Annotated in this window: 9 protein-coding genes; 6 read left to right on the top strand and 3 right to left on the bottom strand. The window is 50.5% G+C overall.

The genetic code is table 11. The features are described 5' to 3' along the window. Together KG631_RS14455 and KG631_RS19265 are read left to right on the top strand one after the other, a co-directional pair. On the top strand, positions 1-558 hold a 558-nt coding region (locus KG631_RS14455; protein ID WP_301003864.1), incomplete at its 5' end, for a response regulator. After that, complete coding sequence (locus tag KG631_RS19265; RefSeq protein WP_365869148.1) at positions 533-688, top strand: hypothetical protein; 156 nt, start codon at positions 533-535, stop codon at positions 686-688. The genes KG631_RS14455 and KG631_RS19265, both read left to right, overlap by 26 nt. 48 nt (positions 689-736) lie before the next feature. Here the strand turns inward: KG631_RS19265 and KG631_RS18980 are convergent, their stop codons facing one another. From KG631_RS18980 to KG631_RS14445, 3 genes are read right to left on the bottom strand one after another with little or no spacing between them, the layout of a single operon-like run. Then, positions 737-1,684 (bottom strand): response regulator, encoded by a 948-nt coding sequence (locus KG631_RS18980; protein ID WP_301003863.1) that lies wholly within the window; start codon positions 1,682-1,684, stop codon positions 737-739. Further along, positions 1,672-2,970 (bottom strand): PAS domain S-box protein, encoded by a 1,299-nt coding sequence (locus KG631_RS18975; protein WP_301003862.1) that lies wholly within the window; start codon positions 2,968-2,970, stop codon positions 1,672-1,674. The genes KG631_RS18980 and KG631_RS18975 overlap by 13 nt, the downstream gene beginning before the upstream one ends. Positions 2,971-3,009: 39 nt before the next feature. After that, the gene (locus tag KG631_RS14445; RefSeq protein ID WP_214000402.1) at positions 3,010-4,851 is read right to left on the bottom strand and encodes a cyanophycinase; all 1,842 of its coding nucleotides are present in this window, start codon (positions 4,849-4,851) and stop codon (positions 3,010-3,012) included. A gap of 421 nt (positions 4,852-5,272) precedes the next feature. Between KG631_RS14445 and KG631_RS14440 the strand changes: the two genes are divergently transcribed. The 4 genes from KG631_RS14440 to gltB all read left to right on the top strand — a co-directional run. Beyond that, positions 5,273-8,200 carry a TonB-dependent receptor gene (locus KG631_RS14440; RefSeq protein WP_214000401.1) on the top strand — a complete coding sequence of 976 codons (2,928 nt, stop codon included), beginning with the start codon at positions 5,273-5,275 and terminating at the stop codon, positions 8,198-8,200. Between the two features lie 72 nt (positions 8,201-8,272). Then, positions 8,273-9,757 carry a putative basic amino acid antiporter YfcC gene (gene yfcC / locus KG631_RS14435; RefSeq protein ID WP_214000400.1) on the top strand — a complete coding sequence of 495 codons (1,485 nt, stop codon included), beginning with the start codon at positions 8,273-8,275 and terminating at the stop codon, positions 9,755-9,757. Next, the gene (gene iadA, locus KG631_RS14430; protein WP_365869146.1) at positions 9,732-10,949 is read left to right on the top strand and encodes a beta-aspartyl-peptidase; all 1,218 of its coding nucleotides are present in this window, start codon (positions 9,732-9,734) and stop codon (positions 10,947-10,949) included. Before yfcC ends, iadA begins: the two co-directional genes overlap by 26 nt. Before the next feature lie 401 nt (positions 10,950-11,350). Then, a partial coding sequence (gene gltB / locus KG631_RS14425) for a glutamate synthase large subunit (RefSeq protein ID WP_214000398.1) occupies positions 11,351-15,192 on the top strand: 3,842 nt, incomplete at its 3' end.

The raw sequence follows: 15,192 nt of genomic DNA, 5'->3' as shown, positions 1-15,192 counted from the left end.
GGTGAAGGCTATGATGTCATCGAAGCAGTTAACGGCGAAGAGATGTATCAAAAGCTGGAACAAAATCCGGTAAACCTGGTGGTTATGGACATTAATTTACCTGGTAAAAATGGTCTGATCCTGGCTCGTGAGCTACGTCAGAAAGAGAATATTGGTCTTATTTTCCTGACTGGTCGTGATAGTGAAGTAGACCGTATTCTGGGACTGGAAATTGGTGCCGATGATTACCTGACCAAGCCATTTAACCCACGTGAACTGACTATCCGTGCCCGCAACCTGCTGGGGCGCACTGTTGCCCAGCCTGTGGTTGAAGAGCACAAAAGCATTGTTAAATTTAACGGCTGGACGCTGGATGAAAACAGCCGCAACCTGACATCACCAAAGGGTGTGCGCGTCGCTTCACCTAAAGGCGAATACCGTGCTTTACGTTTAATGCTGGACACTCCAGGTAAAATTTTTACCCGCGAGCAATTAATCCGTCATATGACTGGCCGTGACTTACGCCCGAACGACCGCACCGTAGACGTAACATATTCGCCGCATCCGCAAGCACTTTGAGTCAGATATCGACAGCCCTGAGTTAATCAGCACTATTCATGGTGAAGGTTATCGGTTTGTAGGCAAGATTAGACAAGTAAGCTATTTAACAGCCTGCAGCAGTGGAGCTCAGTTAATTCAGCTTCAATAAACTCATACAGAGCAGCCAGGTGCTGCTCTGCTTTTAAGTGGTAATCAACTAATTACCGTTCCAGCCCTTTCCAGTTCGTTGCTTCCTGCTCAAACTTTTCGCCTGCTGTTGCACCCAGAGTAAGCCTACCGACGCCGCTGCGCCTTTAAGCTTATGGGCAGACTCTCTGAAATCCTGCGGATGCTGCTGTACCGCCGCTTCAATCATTTTGTTTATGTAGCCTGGCAATAACTGAGCAAACAACTGGGCGCTGCGTTTCATTGCATCAGGCCCCAATGACTGCATATAGTCTTGCAGGGTAGCCAGATCAAGGATCTGATTATCATTGTTGTCGGGTTCAACCGGGCTAAGCTGTTGCAACTTTAAGGCACTGGGTGAAAACAACCGGGCCAGCATCTGGTCCAGTTTATTGGTATTAATCGGTTTTGCCAGCGCACCATCAACCTGAACGTCGGTTAGTTGTTCTTCGGCTTTTCTGACATTGGCACTAAGCACCACTATCGGGATGTTCTGCAAGTGGCTTTCACTGCGCATATAACGGGCAATCTGATCGCCATTCATATCCGGCAACTGCATATCCAGCAACACCAGATCGATATCATCTTCCGTTTCCAGCAGCGCAATGGCGTCTTCACCCGTTTCAGCATGAATAACCGTATGACCGCGCTGTTCCAGCAAGGCTGTGGCTATTTCGGCATTAAGTGGCACGTCTTCAATCAGTAAAACGGTAAGCTCTGGACAACTTATGGTGCTGATGCTTGGCGCAGCGACCTGCTCGGTTGGCAACTTCACACTAAAACAACTGCCCTGTCCCGGCTCGCTGCTTAATGAAATACTGCCGCCCATCGCCTCAACCAGTGCCCGCGATACCGATAAGCCAATTCCCGAGCCAACAATACTTAACCGGCGACCATCGGTTGACTTATAGTACATATCAAAAATACGTTCCTGCTCAGCACTAGCTATGCCAATACCGGTATCTATCACTTCAAACATAACTCAGCAGGGCCTGTCGCCGTTGTTGTCAGCACGCAGTCGAGGGTTATTTGCCCCTGAGCTGTGAATTTCACTGCGTTATTTAACAAATTCCAAAGTACCTGGCGCAGCCGGGTTGCATCCAGTTTCAGGTAGCAATCTAAATCCCCCTGGCTGTTAATATCAAAGCCCAGGCCCTTTTGCTGACAAATCAGCTCAGCAAAATTAGCAATATCATTTAAAAAGCTCTGAATATGAATGCTTTGATAGACAATGTCTAAATCCTGGCGGTCAATCTTATCTAAATCAATAATATCATTGAAAATATTACCAAGCGTTTCGGCACTGCTGAAGATAGTATTAGCCCAGCTGTGTTGTTCTGGACCTAAAGTACTGTCCAGCAGCCGGCGGCTTAAACCAACAATGCCATTCAACGGGGTTCGCAGCTCGTGGCTTAACGTCGCGATAAACTTGCCTTTGTCCTGATAGGCTTTTTCCAGCGCCTGTTCTGCTAATTTACGCGAGGTAATATCACGACCAAATCCCAGCAAGCCGATGTAACGACCCTGACCATCATAGAAGGGTACTTTACGCATTTCAAACCAGAGTAGCTGACCATCAGGTTTTACAAACTCGACATCCAACGTCAGTTCGGTGTGCTCAGCCGCGGCCTCATATTCAGTTAAAATAGCCGCCTGGGCGCTGTCTTCGGTATAAAGCTCAGCAGGATGAAAGCCAATTAACTCCTGCGCTGATTTGCCCATAATAATTTCAAACATTTTATTACAGCTTGCCAGATGGCCATTTTCATCGCGGTAATAAAATAAGTCTGGCGAGCTGTCAACAATAGAGCGGATAAGTAAACTCTGCTCTTCCAGTTCTTGCTGGGTCTTTTTACGTTCCGAGATTTCTTTGCGTAGTTCATCAACGGCACGTCGTTTCGCCTGAAAGGCTTTTTTCCGCTCTTCTATCTCAAAATTAAGCTGGCGGATACTATCCTGCATATTCTGGTTCAGCAGGCGCTCCTGATGGGCAGAGTCTTTCAGGTAGAGTAAGGCCGCATCAAGGTGCAGCACTAAATAGAAAACAATCAGAATAATGACGGGGCTGACCAACATAGCAAGGGTCAGCTGGGCTTGCAGCATTAACCAGTCAACCACCACCGCAAATAATGCGGCATAGGTGTAATGTGCCAGCACCAGCAACGCCAGCGAGCTTAGCCAAAGCACTAAACCCAGGCGTAACTTGCCCCAGCGTTTAATCAATGCAGCAAAAGCTTTTACCTTTGGGTGCACCGGACTTTGCATTATGCGCTACCCTTTACGCGGTTTTTAGCTAAAACCACCTTAATTAGCAGGTTGCAGGTCAACCATCATATTCCGATATGAACAGTATGCTATCTCTTCACCCTGCTGTCTGAAACTACCCTGACGAGTATAAGAGCTATGATCTTTGTACACGGTCACAGCATAGCCCTGCCCGACTTTAACTGCACGACCCTCCGCCTGGCGAGCCTGGGTCATACACAGTAAATGAGTTAACTGTTTATAGTTGTCACGCTCAAATATATCACCGGAAGTCAGTAAAGGCTGGGCCAGATTATTTGGGGCAAATTTCCAGTCAGCAAAGCGGCTGCGTAGCTGGTTAGCATTCAGCTCCATTTCATCACCCCGGGTCAGATAATGAGTCACAACGTTGCGCAGATTTAACGCGCTGCCTTCACCGCTGCTATTTGCACTATTCATATCAACCACATAAACGCCGGCTTCACCCATTACGGCCATCCGGACATCGGGTTCTGCCTCCGCTCGGCCAAAACCAACCAGTAGTCCGGTATTTTCGTCAATCCCAAAGCCAAAACGGCTTTGTGTATCGTGTAGCAAGCGAATTAACCGGCCCTGGCGACCCCGCTCTGAAAAGTGAGTATCGAGCACGCCCCAACGAAACAATCCAAGGCCGCCACCACCATTGTATGTCAGGTGGTTTTCGGCCAGGCCGTTGCTGCAACTCTGATCTTTATCACAGCCAACTGCCGGCGCTGGTAAATCAAAGGCACCAAATTGCATGGCATTGAAACTATCGCCGTTGGTAATCATAGGGGTGCGCTGACCGTTAAAGCTGCCACCAGACATTACCGCAGTTCCTGCGCTGGTGCCCGCCACCACAATTTGTCCCGCTTCCAGCATTCGCTCAATTTGCTGCAACTCCGCTGATGCCGAACCATCCTCTAGCCGCAATGCCCGCAAGGTTAAACTTTGATCGCCACCATTAAAGAAAATACCATCAGAGCGGCGGATTTGCGCTACCGCAGCTTTACTGCCAGCCTGACAAAAATCTGTTTTCTGCGCCATTAAGTCAGGATAAACCCGTTGCCGTTGATAACTGCCGTGTTGCTCGGCTAGATGTTTATCCAGCTCCGCACAGCTGTTTTTATCACCCGTCTGCCAGGCGGCCTGATAAGCAGCACTAATTGGCAGCCAGCTGACATCAGCGCCAGCCTCAGCAAACAAATTGGTATAGAAATCGACCGCAGCAAAGGGATCGCGCGATGAGGCGGTAACCACCAGGATCCGCGGTTTACGCTTATCACCCGCCACTTGTTGCGCCATCGCCACAAACTTCTGATGCAACTCTACGGTAAAACTATTTTTGGTATTGGCTAAATCGGCAAACTCTCTGCTTCGCGGGTTATTGCGACTGGCGCCATTACTATTCGTTACCGGAACTTCCAGCTGATCGAGCACAAAGCTCAACTCACGGCTGCTTAAGCCCGCATACACATTACGGCCCGATACCCAGATACCGTCGACCTCTATCTCAGCGCTACGCCATAATCTCAGCAGTTCGCGTTCTGAGACCGTATCATTACCTAACTGGCCGCGCAAAAACTCCAGCACGGCCAATGTTTGCTGCTGTTCTATTATCCGGTCATCAGACCAGAAGCCGGCGCTGTTAATTGCTTGCAGGTGCTCGGTACTTAATTGAAACTGGCTATGCTTTTTGGCCGCAGCAGAAAATATCTCATCACTAACGCAGTGCCGGCTGCTGGTTGAGCTGCAAGTCGCCAGACCACCGCCCATTAATAACATCGAGTATTCAGGCATGGTTTTATTTTCATCATTGGCACTAAGAGTAAAAACCGGCATTGCCACTAAAATGGCGGATAAACAAGCAGTTATTTTTTTCATCGGCTCTTTCTTATTGTTTTTCAGGCAATCACAGCCTGTAGACTACTGATAATGCGCCAGGCGCTAACCCTATATTTAGTGGTTGTAGATTATCCTGTATTGACATCTTTGCCAATTAGAAGTAGAAATAAGATTGCTGTTGGTGATGTTTTCGACATGGTCCTACAGCAAAAAATCAAATTTATATCTGATAACTTACTATTTAAAGTAGCGATATGTTAAAGAAAGCACTAATGCTCGGCTCATATCACTATTCGTCCTACTACCTTTCCGAGTGGTTTAACGAATAGAAACTTATCAGGCAACTGCGGTTGACCTGAGGTTCTCTGTTTGAACAAACCCATTAAAGCAAAAATAAAGCAAATAAAGGCGTGCCCGATCCTTAGCTGATCGCGTACCCAATTTAAACACAGGTGTAATTATGCGTAAATTAAACCCGCTGGCGCTGGCTATTGCTGGCAGCTTACTCGCGTCTCCTTTTAGCTATGCACAACAGGAAACAGCGAAAGAAGAACAAAAAGTTGAGCGAATTGAAGTGACTGGTTCACGGATCAAAGGGGTGGATCTGGAAGGCACCCAACCGTTAGTGGTTATCTCTGCTGAGGATATTAAAAACTCCGGTGCCAGCTCAATTTATGATCTGTTAAGAGACTTAGGCCAGGTGCGCGGCGGCAGTGGTACTTTCTCTACCTCTGAAAGCGGCGCCACGTCAACTTCTACGCCGGCCGGTCAGGCTGCCGCTTCATTGCGGGGCCTGGGCCCATCGTCAACCCTGACGCTGGTTAATGGCCGGCGCATTGCCGCTTCGTCTTTTGCAGCAGGTACCCAGAACTTCGTTGACGTAAACAGTATTCCACTGGCAGCCATTGAACGGGTTGAAGTACTGGCGACAGGGGCGTCAGCCATCTATGGTGCAGACGCCGTTGCCGGCGTTATTAACTATATTCTGAAAACTGACTACGAGGGTGCTGAGGTAAATTTATCTTATGGCAACAGCACCGCCTCTTCTGACGAAGGCCGGATAAACGCTAACATCCTGCTTGGTACTGAACTGGCCGGCGGTAATTTAACCTTGTTTGCCGATATCTATGATCGCAAAGGTTACACCGCTCAGGATCGTGAATTCACCCGCAACCCAAGCTTAGTCAGTAACTACTCATATTTACCCAAGGGTGTGCCAAATATTTACTACTGGTCAGCCGTTGATGGCAATGAAATCGCCAGCCCGGCCTGTACCAGTGAGTTGGTGACAACTGAACTGGGTGAGCAGATTTGCGCTTATTATCCAAATGAAGACGATGTATTAGAAAGCCCGTTTGAAAGTGCTTCTGCCGGTTTTAATTTCCGCAAAGAACTTGGCAATGATCTGGTATGGAATACTGACTTCTTCTACAGCCACACCTCGTCTGTTTCTTCGTCCAGCCCGGCCCCTATTAACCAGGTAAGTGATGAAGAAGGCCCATGGGTGCAGGAAACCGCACTGGATGTGTTCCCTGACGCCGTGCGCGACGACTTACTGGATCAAATTTATATCGATCCTTTTACCAGCGAAGCAGGCCAGAGTTTGTGGGGCTTCCGGTTTGATGCCCGCTTTAACACCCCCAGAACAGTGGAAGTTACCAGCGATTCATTCCGGCTGGTCAGCAGTATCGCTGGCAGCACAGAAAACTGGGACTGGGAAACTGCCGTGTTGCTGTCCCGCTCTGAATCCGAGCAAAAAGCCATTGCCGGTATTTATAACCGTTATAAGTATCACGCCGCCATTGCCGGCGAGCTTTGTCAGGACGGCAGCATTGCCAGTTACAACAGCGATACCGATACCTTAAATTGTAGCAGCGGTGCAGGCTTAGCCGGCGTCTATAACCCGTTTTTAGCCAACGACGCAGCTAATGAAGCCCTGCTTGCACTGGCGCAGGAAGTTCCGACCCGCGACGGTGTCAGCACGGTTTTTGGTTGGGATGCCCGCTTCAGCGGCGATTTATTTGAATTTAACGACCAAATGGTGCGCTCAGCTTTTGGTCTGGAGCTGCGTAAAGAAGAAATAACCGATACGCCATCTGCTAATGCCCAGGCCAGTGCTGCCAATGGGTATCTGGTAGACGTATTTGGCTTTGGTTCCAGCCTGTCTGCTGCCGACCGCACCCAGATGGCCGCTTTTGCTGAAATTTATGCGCCGCTGACCGACACCATTGAGCTGCAACTGGCCGGCCGTTATGACCACTATGACGATTTTGGCAGTACCTTTAACCCCAAAGTCGGTATCACCTGGCGGCCATTGGATAGCCTGGTTGTGCGCGGTTCCTGGGCCACGTCGTTCCGGGCACCGTCGCTGACCCAGGCCGGGGTAAAACTCAGAACCACCACCGCAACGTTCGATTGTAGTGCCAACCAAACCGTTTCTGACCTGTACTGCGAAGGTGCCGGTTTTACCAGTAGCCCGAATGTACTGGAACTGGGCAACGCTGCCCTGCAAGCTGAAACCTCCGAGTCGGTCAGTGTCGGTTTTGGCTGGAGCCCGACCCAGGACACCACGCTAACCGTTGACTACTGGCAGTTTGAACATAAAAAGCTGGTTGATACCGATATGACAGCGATGCTGGCCCGCACGGCTGCCGACGCCAGTGTGCGTCATTGTGGCCTGGTGCCCGATGGCGAACTCGGGATCTCTTACGATCCGGCGCTGTGTGATGTTACCGACTTAGCGGGCCTTACCGTTGAAGACGACGGTGCAAACATGGCAGAAATTCTCGATGCCTGGGTTGAATACGATAATCCACGCTTTGCTGAATTGCCATTATTCCGTGACCATGTCATCCAGCTGGATAACGTGGGCCGCCAGGATGTCAGCGGCATTGATGCCAGCTTCAGTCATACCCTCGATTTGGCCGGTGGCCGCTTAGGGCTGGATTTAGACTGGACCCATTATCTGGAGTTTGAGCGCAATAAAGCAGGCTCAGATGAAGTTGAGGCATTAATGGGTACTTTCCGTTACCCGGAAAATATCGGTAGTGCCCGCATTTCGTGGAGCGGCGAAGCCCTGTTTGTTGGCCTGACTGCACTTTACACGTCATCCTATCAGGACGATACCGCCCGTTTACGCAGCCGTAACCTGGACGAACTGGACGAATTGGGCCTGATTGACGCCGATGGCAATCGTGATGTGTCATCCTGGACCACCCTGCGCGCCAATATTGGTTATGATTTTGAGCACGCCTCGCTTAATTTCAGTATCGATAACCTGCTGGATCGTGACCCGCCAGCCGTGTATGGCAGCAGTCGTGGTTTCGACTCAATTAACCACAACGCCTTTGGCCGCAACTATCGTGTATCCTTTAGCTATTTCTTTTAATTAGCAAAGAGGCGGGCGAGAATATAACGCTCTCGCCCGCCAATCACCGATAGCTACCACAAGGCTTACACTATGGCTAACCAAGCAAAACAACCGGTGTCGATGCCGGACGCCTTTGTCATCCTGTTTTTTGTGATGATTCTGGCGGCCCTGGCATCCCACCTTATTCCGGCAGGGTCATTCGACATTATCGAAGTGGCCACCGAAACCGACAATGCGGTAAAAACCAAAAGCCGGATTGACCCCAGCAGCTTTACCCTGGCAACAGACAGCAGCGCCGGTGTGCCGCTGTTTGCCGAAGGCGGCGGTGTCGGCTTTTTAAACTATGCTTTCGAAGGCATGGTCTCGGGCAATAAATGGGGATCTGCAGTCGGCGTTATCGCCTTTATCCTGCTTACCGGTGGTGCTTTTGGCATTATTATGAAAACCGGAGCTATTCATAACGGCATTCTGGCGTTAATAGAGAAAACCAAGCAACTGGAGTTTTTATTTATTCCGTTGTTGTTTGTCTTATTTTCATTGGGCGGCGCCATTTTTGGTATGGGTGAAGAGGCTATTGCCTTTTGCATTGTGCTGCTGCCGTTAATGCTGGCGCTGGGCTACGATGCGATTACCACAGTGCTGGTTACCTACATTGCCACCCAGATTGGCTTTGCCACCAGTTGGATGAACCCGTTTAATGTGGCGATTGCGCAGGGCATTGCTGAGATCCCACTGCTGTCCGGTGCTGATCTGCGCTTAGTAATGTGGCTGGTATTTACCCTGTTCGGGGTTATTTTTACCATGCGCTACGCCGCCAGAATTAAGCGTGACCCAGCAAGCTCACTAAGCTTTACCAGCGATCAGCAATTACGCAGCCAGCAACAGCAGCAGGCGGTTAATAGCTACAGCACCATCGATAGCGTGATCTTACTGGCGTTTTTTGCTGGTTTAATCTGGATAATCTGGGGAGTAACCGTTCGCCAGTATTACATTCCGGAAATTGCCAGCCAGTTTTTTACCATTGGTATTGTTATCGCCATTATTGCCGTCATCGGCAAACGACTCAGAGTAAACGAGGCGGCTGAGGGCTTTAAACAGGGTGCCAGTGAACTACTGCCGGCAGCGCTGATTGTCGGTATGGCCAAAGGCATCGTGCTGCTGCTCGGTGGTGACAACCCTCAAACGCCTTCTGTATTAAATACTCTGCTGTACTACTCCGGTCAGGCGCTGGGCGACTTACCTGCCTATTTATCTGCCTGGTTAATGCTGGTTATTCAATCGGTATTTAATTTCTTTGTGGCATCGGGTTCTGGCCAGGCAGCGCTGACAATGCCGTTAATCGCGCCGCTGGCTGATATGGTGGGGTTAAGCCGGCAAATTGCGGTACTGGCGTTTCAGCTGGGTGATGGCCTGACTAACTGCATTATTCCTACTTCTGCCGCACTTATCGGCTGCCTGGGCGTGGTTCGGGTAGACTGGACCATCTGGCTGAAGTTCGTCTGGAAATTACAACTGTGGCTGTTTGCCCTGGCTAGCTTCTTTATGCTGGTTGCGGTTGCTATCGGCTATCAGTAACGAGGTTATTTTGAACACAATTTATCTGATAAAAAATGTTGAGGTCTATGGTCCAGCACCACTCGGCAGACAGGACATCGTTATGGCTGGCGGCAAAATTATTGCCATGGGTCAGCAATTCAACACTGGCGGCACTGATTTACCGCTGACGGTGATTGACGGCAGCAACAGTATTGCCGTACCGGGCTTTGTTGACTCGCTGGTGCACTTTATTGGCGGTGGTGGTGAAGGCGGCTTTGCCACCCGCACCCCGGAAATGCAATTAACCGATGCTACCCTCGGCGGTGTTACCACGGCTATTGGTGTGTTGGGTACTGATGCGACCACCCGTACCCTGACTAACCTGCTGGCGAAAGCCCATGCTTTGCAAATAGAAGGCATTACGACCTATTGTCATACCGGCTCTTATCAGGTGCCATGTCGTACCCTGACCGGCAGCATTACCGACGATTTAATTCTGATTGATAAATTTATTGGTGTTGGTGAAATTGCTATCAGCGATCATCGCTCGTCACAACCCACTACCGATGAGATCCGAAAAGTGGCCTCCGCCGCCAGAGTGGGCGGTATTCTGGCCGGCAAAGGCGGTATTGTCAGTGTGCATATGGGTGCGGGTGAGCGCATTTTGCAGCCTATTTACGAGGCTGTTGCCGGCACCGAACTTAGCTTAAAGCAGTTTTACCCGACCCATATGAACCGCAACCGCGCGGTATTTCAGGCCGGGCTGGAGTTTGCCGGCCAAGGTGGGGTAATTGACTTCACCACCAGCACCACTGCATACGATCTTGAGCATGGTGAAGTCGCGGCGGCGGCGGCGCTGGCTGAGGCGCTGCAGGAAGGTATCAGCCCACTGCAACTTACCCTAAGCTCAGACGGTAATGCCAGTTTGCCTATTTATAATGACTCGGGTGAATTGCTTGGGTTACAGGTTGGCCAGGTCAGCACACTTTATCAATCGGCGCGCGATGCCATCTTGCACCATAAGGTCAGTATCAGTGACGCCATCTGTGCTATCAGCCAGGCGCCGGCAGCGGTGCTGGGACTTAGCCAGAAAGGCCGGCTGGCCATTGGCCTGGACGCCGATCTGGTTTTGCTTAACCGTGATGATTTGGCAATAAACCAGGTATTTGCTATGGGTAAGCAGTTAATCGTAGCGGGCAAAGCCACAGTCAAAGGCATGTTTGAGAAGTAACCTAAGCCAACAGCAGCGTTTAGCATAAATATTTGCAACGCCTTGCTTTAATCTGAACCAGAAAAGCTGCTACGGCAGCTTTTTTTTATGCCAACCTGTTATAGATGGCGGAAATAACGCCAATTCATGTAATTTATTTTCATTTTAAGCATGCCAGCTCCAGCTTTAAATAGACGGCCAGATGGTTAAACTTCACTTGCTTTTTCAGCTTTTTCTTAGTATACCTTTTCAGCTCGCAGTGTTTAGGCACACCGATATATTAGAGCAAATACACTACAACGCATTAGGCACTGAAAGAACACTCGTTATTTTCTTTCACAAGCAAAAAACCATAAAAATAGAATAATAATTCATATTTATTAAATAATTATATATTTGCAAGGCAAGTTTGGAGGTAAGTCATGGCGTTGTATCAGCATAGTCAGGCACGGGAAAATTGTGGTTTTGGCCTGATAGCACATATAGAAGGTGCGGCCAGCCACCGGATTGTCAGAACCGCCATTAATGGCTTAGATCGGATGCAGCACCGCGGCGGTATTTCGGCCGACGGCAAAACCGGCGATGGCTGTGGTTTATTAATGCAAAAGCCCGACAGTTTTTTCCGGGCGATTGCCGAAGAAAACGGTTGGAATCTGGCGAAAAAATACGGCGTCGGCATGATCTTCCTAAGCCAGGATCCGGAAAAAGCGGCCGCAGCCAAGGCGATTATCAATAAAGAAATCGCCCGCGAAACCTTAAGCCTGGTGACCTGGCGCAGCGTGCCCACCGACAGCAGCGTATTAGGCCCGCTGGCGCTGGAATCCATGCCGCAAATTGAGCAGGTATTTGTTAATGCCCCGCACGGCTGGGGCGATCATGATTTAGAGCGCCGCCTGTACATGGTTCGCCGCAGAGTCGAGCAACAGCTAAGCGCCGATGCTGATTTTTACATTCCCAGCTTCTCGTCATTAGTAACGGTATTTAAAGGCCTGATGATGCCGGCCGACTTACCGCGCTATTACACTGATTTAGCCGATATCCGGATGGAAACTGCCATCTGCGTCTTCCACCAGCGCTTTTCCACCAATACTATGCCACGCTGGCCATTAGCCCAGCCATTTCGCTACCTGGCCCATAACGGTGAAATTAATACCATTACGGGCAACCGCCAGTGGGCCCGCGCCCGCCAGTATAAATTTGCCTCGCCGTTATTACCCGACTTACAGGACGCAGCACCTTTTGTTGCCCAGACCGGCTCTGACTCCAGCTCGCTGGACAATCAGTTAGAGCTGCTGTTAGCCGGTGGCATGGATTTATTCCGCGCCATGCGGTTGTTAGTGCCACCCGCCTGGCAGGGCAACCGGGTAATGGATGATAACTTAAAAGCCTTCTACGAATTTAACTCAATGCATATGGAGCCGTGGGACGGCCCGGCCGGCATTGTCATGACCAACGGCCAGCATGTCGCTTGTAACCTGGATCGCAACGGCCTGCGCCCTGCCCGCTTTGTTATTACCCGCGATAAATTAATTACCCTGGCCTCAGAAGTCGGCATTTGGGATTACACCCCGGATGAAGTCGTGGAAAAAGGCCGGGTGGGCCCCGGCGAAATGCTGGCGGTCGATACCACCACCGGCCAGATCTGGCGCTCGGATGAAATTGATAACGATTTAATGGCCCGCCATACCTATCGTAGCTGGCTGAATGACAACGTGCAGCGGCTGGTACCTTATGAAAAGTACGAAACTGATCTGATTGGTAAGCGGGTATTTGACGATGACACCATGCAGGTGTATCACAAGCTGTTTAACTACAGCTATGAAGAAATTGAACAGGTAATGACGGTACTGGCCAAAGATGGCCAGGAAGCCGTTGGCTCGATGGGTGACGATACGCCGATGGCTGTATTGTCGCGCAAGCCCCGTACTTTGTTTGATTACTTCCGCCAGCAATTTGCCCAGGTGACGAACCCGCCTATCGACCCGTTGCGTGAAGCCCATGTGATGTCACTGGCGACCAGCATCGGCCGCGAGCATAACGTGTTTAAAGAAACCGCCGGTTACGCCCGCCGTATTCAGTTTGAATCGCCGGTAATGATGTATTCCGACTTAAAACAGCTGCGCCAGGCTGACGAAAAATACTATAAAAACCAGGTATTTTCGTTAAATTTTAACCCGCAGCAACACACGTTAGAGCAAGCCACCCGGGCGTTGTGCGACGCGGTGGTAACCGCTGTGCGCGATGACAAAGTGGTACTGGTGATCCTGACCGACCGGCGGATTGAGCAGGGCCTTATTCCTATTCCGGCGGCGATGGCAGTCGGTGCGGTGCAACTTGCGCTGGTCAATGCCCAGCTGCGCTGCGATTCCAACATCATTATTGAAACCGCCAGTGCCCGCGACTCGCACCACTTCGCGGTGTTAATTGGCCTGGGCGCTACCGGAATTTACCCGTTTTTAGCCTATGAAACGGTCGAGCAACTGGTCGAAAAAGGTACCATTAACTTAAGTGCCCGTCAGGCCGTACTGAACTACCGCAAAGGCATTAACAAAGGCCTTTACAAAATTATGTCGAAAATGGGCATTTCCACTGTGGCCAGTTACCGCTGCTCTAACCTGTTTGAGGCAGTAGGTATTAATAAAGATGTGATGCAGTTGTGCTTTGCCGATGTTGCCTCGCGGATTGGTGGTGCCAGCTTTATTGACTTTGAGCAGGACGTGCAGCAACTGGCCAATATGGCCTGGTTAAAACGCAAGCCAATGAACCACGGTGGCTTATTAAAATACGTGCACGATGGTGAATACCATGCCTACAACCCGGACGTGGTCACCAGCCTGCAACAAGCGGTGCGTTCCGGCAAGTACGAAGACTACCGGGTGTACAGTAACCACGTTAACCAGCGGCCGGTAGCCCATTTGCGCGACTTACTGCAACTGGCTAATGATACTGACGGCGTTGCCTTAGCTGAAGTGGAAGCAGCCGAAAACTTATACCCACGCTTTGACAGCGCAGCCATGTCGATTGGTGCGTTAAGCCCGGAAGCCCACGAGGCGCTGGCCATCGCGATGAACCGTTTAGGCGGGCGCTCGAATTCCGGTGAGGGCGGTGAAGATCCACGGCGCTTTGGCACTGAGAAAAACTCAAAAATTAAACAGGTGGCCTCCGGTCGCTTTGGGGTAACCCCGCATTACTTAGTTAATGCTGAGGTTATTCAAATCAAAGTCGCCCAGGGCGCCAAACCCGGTGAAGGCGGCCAGCTGCCGGGCGAAAAGGTCACTGCTGAAATAGCCCGGCTGCGTTATTCAGTACCTGGGGTAACGTTAATTTCGCCACCGCCGCACCATGATATTTACTCGATTGAAGATTTAGCCCAGCTGATTTTCGATTTAAAGCAGGTTAACCCGAAGGCATTAATTTCGGTAAAACTGGTATCGGAGCCGGGTATCGGCACCATCGCTACCGGGGTGGCGAAAGCCTATGCCGATTTAATTACCGTATCGGGTTATGACGGTGGCACCGGTGCCAGCCCGCTAACCTCAGTTAAATATGCCGGCAGCCCTTGGGAGCTGGGCCTGGCCGAAGTGCACCAGGCCTTAGTTGAAAACGGCCTGCGTGACCGGGTGCGCTTACAGGTAGATGGCGGCTTAAAAACCGGCCTCGATGTAGTGAAAGCGGCTATTTTAGGTGCCGAGAGCTTTGGTTTTGGCACCGGCCCTATGGTGGCACTGGGCTGTAAATTCCTGCGAATTTGCCATTTAAATAACTGTGCTACCGGCGTGGCTACGCAGGATGAAACCCTGCGCCGCGATCACTTTACCGGCCTGCCGGAAATGGTGATGAATTACTTTAAATTTTTAGCGCTGGAAGTACGCGAGCTAATGGCAGAGCTGGGGGTAACTGAGCTGACTCAGTTAATTGGCCGCACCGATTTACTAACCGCCAAAGCCAGTGAAACCCAGAAACAAGCCAAACTGGATTTAACCCCTATTTTGCAGGCGAGCGGCGTAACATCTGATAAACCGCTTTACTGCGTGAAAAACAACACGCCGTTTGACCCGGGCGCACTTAACCAGCTGTTACTTGAGCGCTGCGAGCAAATGGTGCTGCACAAAACCGGCGGTCAGTTAAGCTTACCCATTCGCAACACCGACCGCTCGGTTGGCGCGGCCTTGTCGGGCTTTATTGCCAGCAAGCATGGTAATCAGGGCATGGCGACCGATCCAATCCGCCTGCGCTTTACCGGTACCGTCGCACAGCTTTGGCG

It is taken from the genome of Arsukibacterium sp. (genome assembly GCF_018402695.1).
Taxonomy (GTDB): Bacteria; Pseudomonadota; Gammaproteobacteria; order Enterobacterales; family Alteromonadaceae; genus Alishewanella.
Note: the sequence above shows the minus strand (reverse complement) of the source record. Positions and strands in the feature narration are given on the sequence as shown.